General features: G+C 29.6%; 16 protein-coding genes. 13 read left to right on the top strand and 3 right to left on the bottom strand.

Features of this window, described 5'->3' with window-relative positions; translation table 11 throughout:
* Positions 1 to 57 precede the first annotated feature (57 nt).
* The 12 genes from AJ889_RS00240 to AJ889_RS00185 all read left to right on the top strand — a co-directional run bounded on the left by AJ889_RS00240 (position 58) and on the right by AJ889_RS00185 (position 11,970).
* Entirely contained in the window at positions 58 to 885 is an 828-nt protein-coding gene (locus AJ889_RS00240) for a prephenate dehydrogenase (RefSeq protein ID WP_002851653.1), read from the top strand.
* A gap of 79 nt (positions 886 to 964) precedes the next feature.
* Positions 965 to 2,338, top strand: a complete 1,374-nt coding sequence (locus tag AJ889_RS00235) for a M23 family metallopeptidase (protein WP_002858680.1) — start codon at positions 965 to 967, stop codon at positions 2,336 to 2,338.
* Positions 2,338 to 3,222, top strand: coding sequence for a UDP-3-O-acyl-N-acetylglucosamine deacetylase (gene lpxC / locus AJ889_RS00230; protein WP_052803228.1), 885 nt, complete (start codon positions 2,338 to 2,340; stop codon positions 3,220 to 3,222). Before AJ889_RS00235 ends, lpxC begins: the two co-directional genes overlap by 1 nt.
* 38 nt (positions 3,223 to 3,260) lie before the next feature.
* Complete coding sequence (locus AJ889_RS00225; RefSeq protein WP_002851789.1) at positions 3,261 to 3,662, top strand: tRNA (adenosine(37)-N6)-threonylcarbamoyltransferase complex dimerization subunit type 1 TsaB; 402 nt, start codon at positions 3,261 to 3,263, stop codon at positions 3,660 to 3,662.
* An 8-nt stretch (positions 3,663 to 3,670) separates the two neighbouring features.
* Positions 3,671 to 4,549 (top strand): homoserine kinase, encoded by an 879-nt coding sequence (thrB, locus tag AJ889_RS00220; protein ID WP_002851909.1) that lies wholly within the window; start codon positions 3,671 to 3,673, stop codon positions 4,547 to 4,549.
* 24 nt (positions 4,550 to 4,573) lie between these two features.
* Positions 4,574 to 4,831, top strand: a complete 258-nt coding sequence (locus AJ889_RS00215; RefSeq protein WP_002859353.1) for a DUF448 domain-containing protein — start codon at positions 4,574 to 4,576, stop codon at positions 4,829 to 4,831.
* Positions 4,818 to 7,433, top strand: coding sequence for a translation initiation factor IF-2 (gene infB / locus AJ889_RS00210; protein WP_002867809.1), 2,616 nt, complete (start codon positions 4,818 to 4,820; stop codon positions 7,431 to 7,433). The genes AJ889_RS00215 and infB overlap by 14 nt, the downstream gene beginning before the upstream one ends.
* On the top strand, positions 7,430 to 7,792 hold the full coding sequence (rbfA, locus tag AJ889_RS00205) for a 30S ribosome-binding factor RbfA (RefSeq protein ID WP_002868935.1): 363 nt from the start codon (positions 7,430 to 7,432) through the stop codon (positions 7,790 to 7,792). Before infB ends, rbfA begins: the two co-directional genes overlap by 4 nt.
* Complete coding sequence (rimP, locus tag AJ889_RS00200; RefSeq protein ID WP_002872131.1) at positions 7,782 to 8,204, top strand: ribosome maturation factor RimP; 423 nt, start codon at positions 7,782 to 7,784, stop codon at positions 8,202 to 8,204. The genes rbfA and rimP overlap by 11 nt, the downstream gene beginning before the upstream one ends.
* Positions 8,205 to 8,259: 55 nt before the next feature.
* Positions 8,260 to 8,547 (top strand): hypothetical protein, encoded by a 288-nt coding sequence (locus AJ889_RS00195; RefSeq protein WP_032582549.1) that lies wholly within the window; start codon positions 8,260 to 8,262, stop codon positions 8,545 to 8,547.
* 11 nt (positions 8,548 to 8,558) lie between these two features.
* Positions 8,559 to 10,634, top strand: a complete 2,076-nt coding sequence (locus tag AJ889_RS00190; RefSeq protein ID WP_032582546.1) for an McrB family protein — start codon at positions 8,559 to 8,561, stop codon at positions 10,632 to 10,634.
* Positions 10,597 to 11,970 carry an McrC family protein gene (locus tag AJ889_RS00185; protein WP_002803980.1) on the top strand — a complete coding sequence of 458 codons (1,374 nt, stop codon included), beginning with the start codon at positions 10,597 to 10,599 and terminating at the stop codon, positions 11,968 to 11,970. Before AJ889_RS00190 ends, AJ889_RS00185 begins: the two co-directional genes overlap by 38 nt.
* On the opposite strand, the gene AJ889_RS00180 is transcribed toward AJ889_RS00185, so the two are convergent.
* Genes AJ889_RS00180 through AJ889_RS00170 form a run of 3 tightly spaced genes read right to left on the bottom strand, consistent with a single transcriptional unit; the run spans position 11,959 to position 14,515 of the window.
* On the bottom strand, positions 11,959 to 12,765 hold the full coding sequence (locus AJ889_RS00180) for a metal ABC transporter permease (protein WP_070293178.1): 807 nt from the start codon (positions 12,763 to 12,765) through the stop codon (positions 11,959 to 11,961). The two genes, AJ889_RS00185 and AJ889_RS00180, sit on opposite strands and share 12 nt — an antisense overlap.
* A complete protein-coding gene (locus tag AJ889_RS00175) occupies positions 12,758 to 13,612 on the bottom strand; it encodes an ABC transporter ATP-binding protein (RefSeq protein ID WP_002872247.1) in 855 nt (284 codons plus the stop codon). Before AJ889_RS00175 ends, AJ889_RS00180 begins: the two co-directional genes overlap by 8 nt.
* Before the next feature lie 12 nt (positions 13,613 to 13,624).
* Positions 13,625 to 14,515, bottom strand: coding sequence for a metal ABC transporter solute-binding protein, Zn/Mn family (locus AJ889_RS00170; RefSeq protein ID WP_069360470.1), 891 nt, complete (start codon positions 14,513 to 14,515; stop codon positions 13,625 to 13,627).
* A gap of 268 nt (positions 14,516 to 14,783) precedes the next feature.
* Between AJ889_RS00170 and AJ889_RS00165 the strand changes: the two genes are divergently transcribed.
* The coding region (locus AJ889_RS00165; protein WP_222545708.1) for a cache domain-containing protein at positions 14,784 to 15,917 on the top strand (1,134 nt) is incomplete at its 3' end.

Below are 15,917 nucleotides of genomic sequence, written 5' to 3'. Positions count from 1 at the left end.
TTATTAAAAGCTGTATAATAGCAAAAAAAATTTAACAAAAAAACTAAGGTAGAAAGTATGAAAATAGCAATTATAGGGCTTGGGCTTATGGGTGGATCTTTAGGGCTTTGTTTGAAAGAAAATAAGCTTATTTCTTGTGTTTATGGTATGGATTTAAGCAAAGAAAATGAAAAAGATGCCCTGCAATTAGGTCTTATTCATGAGCTTATAGAATTTAAAGATTTAGCTTTATGTGATATGATTTTTGTCGCAACTCCTGTTGATGCTATTATAGAAATTTTACAAAAGTTAGTTGATTTGCCTTCTAATGTAACAATTATAGAGCTTGGAAGTACAAAAAGAAAAATTATAGAAAGTTTGCCTAAGAATTTAATCAAACAAACTCTTTTTGCTCATCCTATGACAGGAACTGAAAATTCAGGTCCAAAAGCAGCTTTTAAAGAGCTTTATAAAGATGCAGTTTGTGTTCTTTGTGATAGTGAAATAGCTGATGATTTACATCAAAAAAGAGCGGTAGAAATTTTTTCTCATTTAGGGATGAAAATTGTTTTTATGGATAGTAAAGCCCATGATCATCATGCTGCTATTATTTCTCATTTGCCTCATGTTATAAGTTTTTCTTTGGCAAATTTTGTAATGAAGGAAGAAGATAAAAGAAATATTGTTCATTTAGCCGGAGGATCTTTTAAAGGTATGAGCAGAATTGCCAAATCATCGCCACAAATGTGGGAAAGTATTTTTTTACAAAATAAAGATAACTTATTAAGTTCTATTGATTTTTTTCAACAAGAATTAGAGAGATGTAAACAAATGATACAATTAGACAAAAACGATGAATTAAGAGAATGGATGAAACAGGCTAATACCCTAAGAGAAATTTTATAAATTTGCTAGATATTTACTGAAAATATAATAGAATTTATATTAAAAGCAACAAAAACATTGAAAATTTTTAAGGAAGGTTATGGCAAAAAGAAAAGGCAAAACTTATTTATCTGTTTTAATTTTAGTTTTAATAGCAATTTTGATTTTTTTTATTTCAAGATTAAGTATTTTTGAAAAAAATCCTCCTCAAATTTTAATGCCAGATGTTGTATATACTGATCTTAAAAAACCTATTTTAGTGCATATTAAAGATGATGAAAGTTCTATCAAAAACGTACAAATTATATTGCATAAAGACGACAATACTAGTGCAATGGTTATAGCAGATGAAAAGATTTCTAATTTAAAAGATATTACCTTACAAGTTGCTTTGCCAAAATTTGGTTACAAAGAAAATGTAAAATCTTTTGTTTTGGAGGTGATAGCTAAAGATTCTAGTTTTTGGAATTTTTTTAGTGGCAATGAAGCAAGAAAACAAATTGCGGTATTAGTAGATAATACGGCTCCAAAAATCAATATCATAAGCAATTCTTACCAAATCGAGCAAGGTGGTGCTGGGGCAGTTGTTTTTAAGGCTGATGATGCTAATTTAGATAAGGTGTATATAGAAACAAATAAAGGTAAAATCTTTAAAGCCACACCTTATGTAAAAGAAGGATATTATGCGGCTTTGATTGCTTGGGATGCAAGAGATGAGGAATTTCGTGCATTTGTTATCGCTACGGATAAAGCAGGCAATATTTCAAAAGAACGTATAAGGTATTATTTTGTTAATCGTAAATATCGTGTTTCAAATATCAATCTAACGGATAAATTTTTAGATGGAAAGATTGAGAATTTAGCAAATCAGTACGCTCCAAAAGATAATAATCTCAATCGTTATGAAAAATTTAAGTTTGTCAATGAAACTTTAAGAAATAGCAATGAAAAACTTATCCATGAAATCACTTCAAAAGTACCTGAGGAAAAAATTGATAATTTTGATTTGAATTTATTTTTACCTCTTAAAAATGGTATGAAAGTAGCGGATTTTGCTGATCATAGGTATTATTCTTATAATGGGCAATTTGTGAGTGATTCTTATCATATGGGGCTTGATCTAGCAAGCGTAGCACAAGCTCCTATCATAAGTAATAACGCAGGCAAGGTTGTTTTTGCTGCTGAAAATGGAATTTATGGTTTAAATTTAATTGTTTATCATGGTTTTGGAGTATATAGTCTTTATGGGCACTGTTCTTCTAAAAATGTTGATTTAGATGAAATGATTAATAAACAAAGCATTATAGGCAAAACAGGAACAAGTGGTTTAGCCTTAGGCGATCATTTGCATTTTGGAGTTTTGGTTCAAGGGGTTGAAACGCGTCCTGAACAATGGCAAGATAAAAAATGGATAGAAAATAATATTTACAATGTTTTAAATGATGGTAAAAAGATAATTTTAGGAAAAAATTAATGAAACAATTAACTTTAGCAAAAACTGTCAAAGGCGTAGGTATAGGACTTCATAAGGGTGAACCCATAGAAATTACTTTAGAGCCTTTAGAAGCAAATAGTGGTATAGTATTTTTTAGAAGTGATCTTAATGCAAGCTATAAGGCAAGTCCTGAAAATGTGATCAATACTCAAATGGCAACTGTTTTAGGAGATGAAAGAGGGTTTATTTCTACAATAGAGCATTTAATGAGTGCGATTAATGCTTATGGAATCGATAATGTACGCATTGTTTTAAATGCAAATGAAGCTCCTGTTATGGATGGATCAAGTATTAGTTTTTGTATGATGCTTGATGAAGCAGGGGTAAAAGAACTTGATGTGCCTAAAAAAATTATGGTAATTAAAAAGCCTATAGAAGTAAGAGATGGTAATAAATTTGTGCGTTTAACTCCTACTAAAGAACCCCGTATTAATTACACAATTAAATTTGACAATGCTGTTATAGGTGAACAAAGTTACAATTTTGAATTCAGCAAAAAAAATTATATAGAAAACATAGCAAGGGCTAGGACTTTTGGTTTTTTAAAAGATGTTCAAGCTCTTAGGAGTATGAATTTAGCACTAGGTGGAAGTTTAGAAAATACTATAGTAGTAGATGAAAATCGTATTTTAAATCCTGAAGGTTTGCGTTTCAAAGATGAGTTTGTAAGACATAAAATTTTAGATGCAATTGGAGATTTAACCTTACTTGGATATCGTGTTTTTGGGGATTATACTTCATATGCTGGGAGTCATCATTTAAATCATTTACTTACTAAAGAAGTTTTAAAAGATAAAGATGCTTATGAAATTGTAAACCTTGAAAAAACAACCCAAAAAGCTTATGAAAAGGTATTTGCATAAAAACTTCTCTTTTACTTAATACTTTATCTAAGCCTTTAATGATCGGAATTTATCAAGATGATAAACTTATAAAAACTTATAAAAGTGAAGAAAAAGCAAGCGAATTTTTACCAAAAATTTTAGATGAATTGCTTAAAGAATATGATTTTACAAGTTTAATCTATGCTAATGGTCCAGGTTCTTATATGGGGATTAAAATTTCTTATGTAAGTTTGAGTACTTTAAGTATAGTAAAAAATATTCCTTTATTTGCGGTGAGTGCTTTTGAATTAAATGGCTATAAACCCATAAGTGCAAATAAAAATTTTTGTTTTGTATATAAGGAAGGTGAAATTTGTTTAGAGCAAAATATCCCAGCAGAGTTTTTTTTACCAAAAAATTTACAAGAGCTTAAACTAAATAATGATAATCTTCCCTTTTATTTTTTAGATGCAATTTAGGATGAAATTTGAAAATTTTAGTTCCAGCTACGAGTGCGAATTTAGGGCCAGGTTTTGATTGTTTAGGACTTAGTTTAAAGCTTTTTAATGAAACTCAAATCCAAAAATCAGGTGTTTTTAGCATTAGTATTGGAGGCGAGGGAAGTGATAATATTTTTCTTAAAAAAAACAATATATTTGTAAATATTTTTTATGAAATTTATGAAAAACTAAGCGGAAAAAAAGATAATTTTCGTTTTATTTTTCAAAATAACATTCCTCTTTCAAGAGGATTAGGAAGCTCTTCAGCTGTGATTGTTGGAGCTATTGCCAGTGCTTATTATATGAGTGGATTTAAGGTAGAAAAAGAACGTATTTTAGATGAAGCTTTAATTTATGAAAACCATCCAGATAATATCGCTCCAGCTACTCTTGGTGGTTTTGTGTGTTCTTTGGTTGAAAAAAATAAAGTTTATAGTATCAAAAAAGAGATTGATAAAGATTTAGCTGCTGTGGTTGTGATCCCAAATTTGGCAATGAGCACGGAACAATCACGCCAAGCTTTGGCCAAAAATTTAAGTTTTAATGATGCGGTTTTCAACCTTTCTCATGCTTCATTTTTAACCGCTTGTTTTTTGGAGAAAAAATATGAATTTTTAAAATTTGCAAGTCAAGATAAGCTCCATGAAATCAATCGTATGAAAAATTTACCCGAGCTTTTTGAAGTGCAAAAATTTGCCTTAGAAAATAAAGCTTTAATGAGCACACTTTCAGGTTCGGGATCGAGCTTTTTTTCTTTAGCTTTTAAAGATGACGCTTTAGCTTTGGCAAAGAAAATACAAACAAAATTTAAAGATTTTCGTGTGCAATATTTAGAATTTGATGATAATGGCTTTGAAATTTGCTAAAAAATATAAAAAAAAGATATAATTTTGAAAAAACATATACCAATTAGAATGTGCATAGTGTGTAAAAACCGCTTTGAGCAAAATATGTTATTTAGATTTAAAGTTGTTTTAGGAGATATTGTGCCTAAAGCAGAACATGGAAGAAGCGGATATTTATGTCAAAATTGTATTGAGAGAGAAGATAAAGTCTTACAAAAAGCATTTTCTAAAATATGTAAAAATTTAAATACTAAAATTACTCAGCAAGGACTTAAGGAGATATTTTTAAATGGCAAAGATTAGAATTCATGAAATCGCAAAAGAATTAGGTTATGATAGTAAGGAAATTATTGAAAAGGCAAATGAATTAGGACTTGGAATTAAAACAGCATCAAATGCTGTAGAACCTGAGATTGCGGCAGCTATTTATGAGTATATACAAACAAGAGAAATTCCAGAAGCTTTTAAGAAAAATATCAAAACTCCTACGGCAAAAAAGCCTAAAAAAGAAAATATAAAAGAACAAGAAAAGCTAAATGAATCTGAAAAAAAAGAACCTAAAAAAGAAGAAAAGCTTAAACAAGAAGTTAAAAAAGAAGAATTAAAAATTGAAAAAGAAAATGCAAAAGAGGAAGAAAAACAAGAAATTATTGATGCTCATAAGCCACAAAGCCTTGCTAGTGCAACTTTAGCCAAAAGACGCGGACTTGTTATTGTTAAAAAGAAAAAAGACGAAGAAGAAATTCAAGTTAAAAAAGAAGAAGTAAAAAATTCAAATGATATATCTATCAATAATGAAGAGCGCTTAAGTTTAAAAACTATGTTTTCAAATGCTGATGAGAGTTTAAAGAAAAAGAAAAAAGAAAAAAAATCTTTTGTTGCGAGTAAAAAAGAAAGTACCGAAAAAATGAATTTTTTAGATGAACATGATTTTGGTGATATTTCTTTAGATGATGAAGATGAGGTAGTATTACCTGATTTTAGTGTAAAAGAACAAGAAAAACCACAAAATATCAATAAAAAACAACCTAATTTTATAAGACAAGCTGTTGGAAATTCTGCGGGTTTTGGGCTTGAAGGTGGAATTCAAAGAAGAAGTCGTAAAAAACCATCTAAAAAGATTGAAAAAAAGGAAGTAGAAGAAGTAGGTAGCGTTGCTATTTCTAAAGAAATTCGTGTGTATGAATTCGCTGATAAGATAGGAAAAAGCACTAGTGAAGTGATTTCAAAACTTTTCATGCTTGGAATGATGACAACAAAAAATGATTTCTTGGATGAAGATGCGATTGAAATTTTGGCTGCTGAATTTGGTATAGAGATCAATATCATTAACGAGGCTGATGAGTTTGATTATGTAAAAGACTATGAAGAAGAGACTGATGAAAAAGATTTAGTGACTAGAGCGCCTGTGATTACCATCATGGGGCATGTTGATCATGGTAAAACTTCTTTGTTAGATTATATCAGAAAATCACGCGTTGCAAGTGGAGAAGCAGGGGGTATTACCCAACACGTGGGTGCTTATATGGTAGAAAAAAACGGGCGTAAAATTACTTTTATCGATACTCCAGGTCACGAAGCTTTTACTGCTATGCGTGCAAGGGGTGCAAGTATCACTGATATTGTAATCATCGTTGTAGCCGCAGATGATGGGGTAAAACCACAAACCAAAGAAGCGATAAATCATGCTAAAGCAGCAGGTGTGCCTATTATTATCGCTATTAACAAAATGGATAAAGAAGCAGCAAATCCCGATATGGTAAAAACTCAACTTGCCGAAATGGAAATCATGCCAGTAGAATGGGGCGGATCTTATGAATTTGTAGGAGTTTCTGCTAAAACAGGAATGGGGATTGAAGATTTACTTGAAATTGTGCTTTTACAAGCTGATATTTTAGAACTTAAAGCCAATCCAAAAAGTTTTGCTAAAGCAAGCATTATAGAAAGTTCTGTGCAAAAAGGGCGTGGTGCGGTAGCTACTATCATCGTGCAAAATGGAACACTTACTGTAGGAAGTACTGTGGTTGCAGGCGAGGCTTATGGAAAAGTACGTGCGATGAGTGATGATCAAGGTAAAGCCTTAAAAGAAATCAAACCAGGCGAATGTGGGGTTATCGTAGGACTTAGTGAAGTAGCAGATGCAGGTGAAATTTTAATTGCAGTAAAAACCGATAAAGAAGCAAGAGAATACGCTAATAAACGCCACGAATACAACCGCCAAAAAGAACTTAGCAAATCTACTAAAGTTAGCATTGATGAGCTTGGAGCTAAGATCAAAGAAGGCAATCTAAAAGCCTTGCCTGTTATTTTAAAAGCTGATGTGCAAGGATCTTTAGAAGCCTTAAAAGCAAGTTTAGAAAAACTTAGAAATGATGAGATTAAAGTGAATATCATTCATAGTGGGGTAGGAGGAATCACGCAAAGTGATATAGAGCTTGCAAGTGCGAGTGAAAACTCTATAGTACTAGGTTTTAACATACGCCCAACAGGGGAAGTTAAAGAGCGTGCTAAAGATAAAGGCGTAGAAATTAAAACCTATAATGTGATTTATAATCTTTTAGATGATGTAAAAGCCTTGCTTGGTGGTATGATGAGCCCGATTATTTCTGAAGAGCAATTAGGACAAGCAGAGATTAGACAAGTGATCAATGTGCCAAAAATCGGACAAATTGCAGGTTGTATGGTAACCGAAGGGGTGATTAACCGTGGGGCTAAAATTCGCCTTATCCGTGATGGAGTTGTGGTTTATGAGGGAAATGTAAGCTCACTTAAACGCTTTAAAGATGATGCTAAAGAAGTGGCAAAAGGCTATGAATGTGGCGTAGGTATAGAAGGGTGCGATGATATGAGAGTGGGTGATTATATAGAAAGCTATAAAGAAGTAGAGGAACAAGCAAGTCTATGAACCCAAATGAGATTAAAAAACTACGCACTGAAAGTATCTTAAAAGAGCTAATCCCTGAAGCTTTAGCAAATTTAGATGATGAAAATTTGAAAAATTTGTGTGTAGTGGATGTAGAGTGTAAAAAAGGCAGATATGATGCTTTTGTGTATCTTGATAAGATGTTTTTTAATGTTCATGAGCAAGAAAAAATTTTATCTTCTTTAAAAAAGGCAAGTAGAGCTTTGCAAAATTACTGCATGAGTGAGCAGGGTTGGTATAGGTGTCCGAATTTTCATTTTAAATTTGATGATAGGCTTGAGTATCAAAACCATATGGATGCACTTTTTGAAAAAATAAAAAAGGATAAAAATGAATCTTGAAGCCCTTTGCAAAGAAGCAGAGCTTAGCTTTTATGATGATGAGCTAGTAAGTGAAAATGGCAGAAAAATTTATAGAATTTATGTGCAAAAAGAAGGCGGGGTAAATCTTGATGATTGTGCAAGGCTTAGTGAAATTTTATCGCCTATTTTTGATGTAGAGCCACCTGTAAATGGGGAGTATTTTTTAGAAGTATCTTCACCAGGACTTGAAAGAAAACTTAGCAAGATAGAACACTTTGCTAAAAGTATAGGTGAACTTGTGAAGATCACAACCAATGAAAAAGAAAAATTCGAAGCAAAAATCATTGCTGTAGATGATGAAAATATCACTTTAGAAAATTTAGAAAATAAAGAAAAAACTACTATAAATTTTAATGATATAAAAAAAGCTAGAACCTTCATACAATGGTAAAAATTTAGATTTTTTTATATAATTAAAATAAAAACAAAAAATCAAAAGGCATGCAATGTTAGAAAATAAATGTGATTGGAAAATAAGTAAGGCAGATCAAAATGGTAATGTGTATTATTATTTTCCAAAAGATGAGGATGAATTTAAAGAAGCAGTTGTGAAAAATGGTGGTATGAGCGTGTATGTTTATCAAGATGATAAATTAATAGATGAATTTCATACAAAAAGTCAAGGTTATAGGTGGAAAACTCCTATCTTTACTTATATAAAAAATATGAATAAAGATAGAGAAAAATTTCGTAAATATTATAAAAATTGTAAATTTTTTGCGATTGTGGATTGAAAGGAAAGTTTATGATTGAATTTTTAAATGAAGATAGAAAAAAGTTTAAAGAGTATTTAATTGATTTTTTTCACAATGCTTATAATAGTGATAAGTTGTCCTCTAAAGATGAAATAGTTAATTTTGATTTTTTAAAAAATTATGGTTTTTGCGTTAAATTAAGCTATGGAAAAGGAACTATATCTAAAATCCCATGGATCATATTTATAAGAACAGATACTCAAGAATATAAAGCTTCTTACGGTATTTATGTATATTGTGGTATAAAAAGAGAAAATGGAGAAATTATTGTTTGCATTGGAGAAAGTGAAGACAAGACAATTAATTACTTGGCAAAAAATAAAGTTGATGATTATAATACGCAATTTAATAAAAAAACTTATGATTATAAAAATTTAAATAATGATATTGATTTGATTATTGATAAGATTATTGAAAATATGCAATGGTTTGCAAAGTTGCCATTAAATGAAATTCAAGATAGAAATGATTTATCTAAAAGTAATAATAAAGAAATAAGAAATGATGGAAGCGAAATGTCAAATAAAAAAGAAAACAAAAATCTATCCTTAAATCAAATTCTTTATGGGCCTCCAGGTACAGGAAAAACTTACCATACTATAGATAAAGCTTTGGAAATCTTGGGCGAAAATTTAGAAAGTAGAGATAGAGATGAGAAAAAAGCTAAGTTTGATGAGTATGTAAAAGATGGACAAATAGTCTTTATAACTTTTCATCAAAGCTATGGATATGAAGAATTTGTCGAGGGTATAAAACCTATGATAAATAATGAAGCAAATTCACAAGAAATACAATATGAAATAAAAGATGGAATTTTTAAAGATATATGTAATAGGGCTTTGGAAAATTATGAAAATAGCAATTTAAATACAGAAGAGTTGAGAGAAAAGATAAAGCTACGGGAAAAAGTTGAAAAATTTTTAAATCGACTTTTAGAAACAAATGAGCCTATTAGCAAAACAAAAGGTGGAAATTTTTTTATCAATAGCTTCAATAATAATACAATTGAAATTTATAGTGAAGATGTAGAAAGGTTTGATGGTATTTTTAAATTAAGTTTGTCTACATTTATAACATTATTAAAATCTAATATTGAATTTAATAGCGCTGTTGAAATGTTTAAAAAAGTATTTGATAGAGATTATGCTGATAGAACTCATACTTATTATTTTAATTTGGTAAATAAATTTAAAGAGTATGAAAAACAAGCAGTATTAAAAACCGAAGATAATAAAATTAGTAGCAATTCTTTAAATTCTTACATAATCATCATTGATGAAATCAATCGTGGTAATGTAAGTAAGATTTTTGGTGAGCTTATCACCTTAATAGAACCTAGTAAAAGGATAGGTGAAAGCGAGGAATTAAAAGTTACTTTGCCTTATAGCGGTAAAAAATTTGGAGTACCTAAAAATGTATATATCCTAGGCACTATGAATACAGCTGATAGAAGTATCACTTCTCTTGATACAGCCTTAAGAAGAAGATTTGAATTTGTAGAGATGATGCCTGATCCTGATTTGCTTAAGAATGTTTTTATTTGCAAAGATGTAGAAAATCCAAATAAAGATGAAGATTATTTAGGAGATGATGCTAAAACAGAAGGTTTTGCAGAGATACTTCAAAATATTTTAATAAGTATAAATAAAAGAATTGAGTTTTTATTGGATAGGGAAAAAACCATAGGACACGCATTTTTTATGAGTGAAGCTGTTAAATTTAATAAAGATAATTGGTGTAAACCAGATGAATATGAAGAAGATTGGTATGTTTTAAGTATCTCAAAATTAAAAAGTATTTTTCAAAATAAAATCATCCCGCTTTTGCAAGAGTATTTTTACAATGACTATGCTTTAATTAGCGCAGTTTTAAATGATAATGGTATGATTGAAAAATGTGAAAAAGATGATAAATATCTACAAAAAATAAAAAATTTGGACAATGTAGATAGCGAGAAGATTATTTATAATATTGCTTCATTTGATAATAAAATTTGGAACGATATAAAAACTTATCAAGCTATTTATAATGATGGGGAAAATCAATCAAAAAATGATAAACAATAACACCTTTTCCATCATCGAGCACCAAGCTTTTTCTAAAGAAGATTTGCAAGGAATTTTCAAAGAAAAGGCTAAAAAATTCTATCAAGAGCTAGAAGACTTTGCTAAAAATAATGAAAATTTTCTAGGCTTTAAAAACAAAAACACCCTAACAGCTAAAAATTATGTAGGCATTATCCAAACCAAAAGTGGAGTTTTAGAAATTTTACCAAAATGTACAAATTTGGACGGTTATAAAGATAAAGAGTGCAAATTATCTACTATCTCGAAAGAAAAACTACTAAAAAATTATATTTTAAATCAAATAAGTCAAGCTAAAACCAGTGAGAATTTTTATGGAGAGGATTTTGCTTTCAATCCCAAAACCCTTTTAATCAATATGCTAAAAACCTTAAAAAATTCTCCTTTTAAAAAATCCCAAATTTCATCTTTGCAAATTTCTAAAATGCCTTTGCTAGAGGTATTTATCGCAATGTTTTTGGACGAATTGGACGGGGTTTATAAAAAGGGTTTGAAAAAGGATTATATAAGCATTGAAGAAAATAGAAATTTTCTTAAAGGAAAATTGCAATTTAGCCAACATTTAAAACAAAATTTAGTTCATAAAGAAAGATTTTTCACTCAAAGTGATGAATTTATGCTCGATATTGCGCCCAATCGCCTTATAAAATCCACTCTCAATCTTTTAAAATCCAAAACCACTCACCATAAATTTAAAATCATCAAAGCTTTGGAAATGTTTGATGAGGTGGGATTTTCTACAAATTATGAAAAAGATTTCACTTATAAAATTTCAAGACATTTTGATTATTATGAAAATCTACTTTCTTGGTGTAAGATCTTTTTGCAAAATCAAACTTTTGCACCTTATAAGGGCAAAAATGAAGCTTTTGCCTTGCTTTTTCCTATGGAAAAACTTTTTGAAGATTATGTAGCTCATATGCTAAAAAAAGCAAATCCGACTCAAAATATCAAAACTCAAAGCAGCGGAAAATACCTGATCTCAAAAAAGGGTGAAAAATGCTTTATGTTAAAGCCTGATTTGTATATAGAAAATGAAACGATTTTAGATACCAAGTGGAAAATTCCAGATAGCAATGAAGATAAAAAGCATGGCATAGCGCAAAGTGATTTGTATCAAATGTTTGCTTATGCTTGTAAATTTAAAATTCATGATATTAAATTGATCTATCCTTTATGTGAAAGAACGATGAGTTTGCAAAATACAATAAAAGAATTAGAATTCAATGCAAATGAGCATTTGGCATTTTTAAATGATAATAGCCCTTTGAAAACAAATATAAAAGTGCAAGTGATTTTTGCACCTTTACCTTTTTAGTAAAAACTTTGCTAGCAAGTGTATCAAAAAGCCAAAGCAAGCTACAGCTATGATACAAGCACCGCTTGAGAGATTAAAATAATAGCTTATTATAAGCCCTAAAACACAAAAAATCATACTTAAAAAACTTGCCAAAATCATGATAAAGCCAAGTCTTTTAGTAAAATTTTCAGCTATAAAGCTAGGTATGCTAAGTAAAGCCATGATCAAAATAATCCCCACAAGGCGTATAGAAATCACTATGCAAAATGCCATAAGTGCGATTAAAAGATAATGAAAAAAGCTTGTATTTATCCCTCGCACTTTTGCAAATTCGACATCAAAGCTTAAAGCTTCAAATTGTCTATAAAATAAAAGCATTAAAACAATCACCACCCCATCTACTATCGCCATCAGCCATAGATCTTGCATTCCTACTGCTAAAATATTTCCAAAAAGATAAGCCATCAAATCCGTGCTATAACCTGGACTTAAATCTATAAGTATGATCCCAAAAGCCATTCCAAAAGCCCAGATTACAGCGATAATGCTATCACTTCTGTGTTCATAGCGTTTAGCTAAAAAAGCTACTAAAAAAGCCAAAAATAAAGTAAATATTCCCGTGCTTAATAAAATGGGCAAAGAGAAATAAAAAGCTATACCTATACCACCAAAAGCCCCATGTGTTATACCTCCAGCCATAGAAAAAAGGCGATTTATCATCACCAAAGTGCCTATGATCCCACAAGCTATACTGACTAAAATCGCTCCTAGTAAAGCGTTTTGAAAAAAGGTGAAATTTAAAATTTCAAGCATTATTTTCCTTTGAAAATTTTAAACAAAAATTTTCTTTTTTAAATTCTGTTTTTTTCAAATTTCTTCTTGTAAATTCTTGTTCGCATAGTTTTTTACTATCGCAATTTTCTTCATCGCAAAAACAAGTATTTAAACTCATTTCTACATCACAAAAATGAGAGTGGTTTTCGTATAAATGTTTTAAAAATGAACTTTTTTCTTTTTCTTTAGTGTTGGTATGCAAGAAAAGTTCTTTGTTTAAATGTGCAATTTTATCGCTATAAGCTAATACAAGGTTGATATCGTGACAAATGAGTAAAATTCCCATGCCTTTTTGGTGCAAGGAGCTTAGAAGTTCAAAAATTTGTATAGCGGACTTGTTATCAACGCTTGCGGTAGGTTCATCTAAAATAAGCATTTTGCATTCACTAGCTAAGGCTCTTGCGATAAAAACACGTTGCCTTTGTCCTCCGCTTAGAGAATCAATGGTTTTGTTCCAAAATTTTTCCATTCCTACACTTTTTAAAGCTTGCATAGCTTTTTCTTTATCTTTTTTCCCATAAAAACCAAAAATTTTTTTACTTACAAGTCCCATAAGAACGATTTCAAGTACTCTTGGGCAAAAATTAGGATTGGCTAGAGTGTGTTGAGGAACATAGCCTATTTCTTTTCTTTGAAGAGCTTTGAAATGGATTTCATTTTTGGATTTTAAAAGTCCTAAGATAAGTTTTACGAGTGTTGATTTTCCTGCACCATTTGGACCTATGATAGAGAGAAAGTCTTTATTGTCATAGCTAAGATTGATGTTTTTTAAGATGATTTCATTATCATAAGCGTAGTTTAGATTGGAAATTTCAAAAAAAAGCATCAAAAAACCTGATTATAAATTATGAGAAAAGGCATCAGCAGTTTTTAAAAGCTCATTTTCCCAATCATAAGATAAATGATCTATTTTGTAAATTTTTGCATCACATTCTTTAGCAAGTGTTTTTGCTGCATTTTCAGGGAAACCATTTTGAACAAAAATGATTTTTAAATTTTTATTTTTCATTAGAGTGATAAGTTTTTGCAAATCTTTGCTTTTTGGTTCCTTGCCTAAAATTTCTACAGGAATTTGCGTAAGATTATAGCGTTTTGCAAAATATGTCCAAGAAGGATGATAAACTACAAATTCTCTATTTTTTAATTTTTCTAATTTTGAGGCAATTTGTAAATTTAAACTATCTAATTCTGCTAAAAATTTATCTAAATTTTCTTTATATAAATTTTCATTTTGTGGATATTTTTGAATTAAGGTGTCATAAATATTTAAAGCCATAGTTTGGACTAAAATAGGATCTAGCCAAGTATGAGGATCAAAATGCTCATGTTCGTGGTGTTCATGCTCATGAGAGTGTCCGTGTGTATCATGAGTTTGAATCAAAGCTATGTTTTTTTGCATATTTACAACTTGAAGTTTTGGAAAATTTTGTTTAAATTTATCCGTAAAAACTTTTTCAAATTCTAAGCCTATAGTGAAATAAATATCACTTTTTTCAAGTTTTTTCATAGTACTTGGTTTAAATTCAAAATTATGCTCATTGCTATTTGGGGGCAAAATAACATTGACATCTAGAGTATTTGCAGCTATTTTTTTAACAAAAAATGCTTGAGGTGCTATACTGACACTAACTAAATTGCTACTAGTATTTTGTTCTTGCTCTAAATTTTTAGCTTGTGTGAAAGTATAAAATATCCCTAAAGATAAGATAAATAATAGAATTTTTTTCAAAATATTTCCTTCGATATAAATTTTTTAAATTATAACGATATTAAGCTTAATACATAGAATTTTCGAAGCGATATTTATTTAAATAAAAATAATAAATATAAATTAATTTAATATTTACTAAATAAAATTTTTTATCACTTTTATATTTAAGTAAAAATTTAGATTTTTTAATTTATAATTCTTAAGAAAATTTAGCATTATTTTATATTTTATAAAATTAATGTTAAAAGTTCTTTTACAAAAATTAATTAAATTTAAAAGGAAAAATATGAATAATATCAAAATAAAACTTTCTGTTATTGCAAATTCAATTGCAATTTTTGCTTTAAGTATTTTGAGCATCATTAGCTTTTACTTTACAAAAGATTCTTTGTATCAAAGTACGCTTTATACTGAAACAGAACTTCTTAAAGCAACACAAATTTCTATAGAGGATTTTAGATCCAGAAATATATCTTTGCTTAATACTCTTGAAAAAGATATATTAAAATTACCCTATGAAGCACTAAATTCTCAAGATAACATAGTTAATAATGTAGGGGTCATATTAAAATACTACCGCAATAGTGGAAATTTGCTTGCTGTTTATATTGGTTTAGATAATGGTGAAAATATCATGAGTAGTGATCTAAGCGAGAAAAAAAATACTAATATAACTATAAATGGAAAAGCCAACAACTATAATGCAACTACTAGGGAATGGTATAAAGGAGCTAGAAATAGTAATCAAATCTATATAACCCCAGCTTATATTGATGCTTTTACTAATGAATACTGCATTACTTACTCTAAAGCTCTTTATAAGGATGGTAAATTTATTGGTGTTTTAGGAATTGATGTTTTATTAACTAGTTTACAAGATCAAATTGCTAGAACTCCAGGCAATACCTTTGCTTTTGATAATAAAGATAAAATATTTGCAGCAACCAACGAAGCTTTATTAGATCCTTCGGTAGACCATTCTCCTGTTTTAAATGCATATAAAGCTCATGGTGATAACAACTTCTTCTCTTATAAGTTAAATAATGAAGAAAGACTTGGAGCTTGTACTAAAGTCTTTGCTTATACAGCTTGTATTACCGAAAGCGCTGATATTATAAATAAACCTATTTATAAAGCTGCATTTATTCAAGTTATAGCCTTAATTGTTATGATATCTATTAGCATCATCCTCCTTTATTTCATCGTATCAAAATACCTCTCCCCACTTGCAGCTATCCAAACAGGTTTAACTTCATTCTTTGATTTTATCAACTATAAAACAAAAAATGTTTCTACTATAGAAGTAAAAAGCAATGATGAATTTGGACAAATCTCAAATGCTATCAATGAAAACATTCTTGCTACTAAAAGAGGCTTAGAACAAGACAATCAAGCCGTTAAAGAATCAGTTCAAACCGTA

Origin of the sequence: Campylobacter sp. BCW_6468 (genome assembly GCF_001762865.1) — a bacterium.
Classification (GTDB): domain Bacteria; phylum Campylobacterota; class Campylobacteria; order Campylobacterales; family Campylobacteraceae; genus Campylobacter_D; species Campylobacter_D jejuni.
This window is presented reverse-complemented; position numbering and strand designations above follow the sequence as displayed.

Excerpts from the sequence above, each read along its gene's own strand:
- AJ889_RS00240 (WP_002851653.1), top strand. The coding sequence starts at position 58 with ATGAAAATAGCAATTATAGGGCTTGGGCTTATGGGTGGATCTTTAGGG.
- AJ889_RS00235 (WP_002858680.1), top strand. The coding sequence starts at position 965 with ATGGCAAAAAGAAAAGGCAAAACTTATTTATCTGTTTTAATTTTAGTT.
- lpxC (WP_052803228.1), top strand. The coding sequence starts at position 2,338 with ATGAAACAATTAACTTTAGCAAAAACTGTCAAAGGCGTAGGTATAGGA.
- AJ889_RS00225 (WP_002851789.1), top strand. The coding sequence starts at position 3,261 with ATGATCGGAATTTATCAAGATGATAAACTTATAAAAACTTATAAAAGT.
- infB (WP_002867809.1), top strand. The coding sequence starts at position 4,818 with ATGGCAAAGATTAGAATTCATGAAATCGCAAAAGAATTAGGTTATGAT.
- rbfA (WP_002868935.1), top strand. The coding sequence starts at position 7,430 with ATGAACCCAAATGAGATTAAAAAACTACGCACTGAAAGTATCTTAAAA.
- rimP (WP_002872131.1), top strand. The coding sequence starts at position 7,782 with ATGAATCTTGAAGCCCTTTGCAAAGAAGCAGAGCTTAGCTTTTATGAT.
- AJ889_RS00195 (WP_032582549.1), top strand. The coding sequence starts at position 8,260 with ATGTTAGAAAATAAATGTGATTGGAAAATAAGTAAGGCAGATCAAAAT.
- AJ889_RS00190 (WP_032582546.1), top strand. The coding sequence starts at position 8,559 with ATGATTGAATTTTTAAATGAAGATAGAAAAAAGTTTAAAGAGTATTTA.
- AJ889_RS00185 (WP_002803980.1), top strand. The coding sequence starts at position 10,597 with ATGATGGGGAAAATCAATCAAAAAATGATAAACAATAACACCTTTTCC.
- AJ889_RS00180 (WP_070293178.1), bottom strand. The coding sequence starts at position 12,765 with ATGCTTGAAATTTTAAATTTCACCTTTTTTCAAAACGCTTTACTAGGA.
- AJ889_RS00175 (WP_002872247.1), bottom strand. The coding sequence starts at position 13,612 with ATGCTTTTTTTTGAAATTTCCAATCTAAACTACGCTTATGATAATGAA.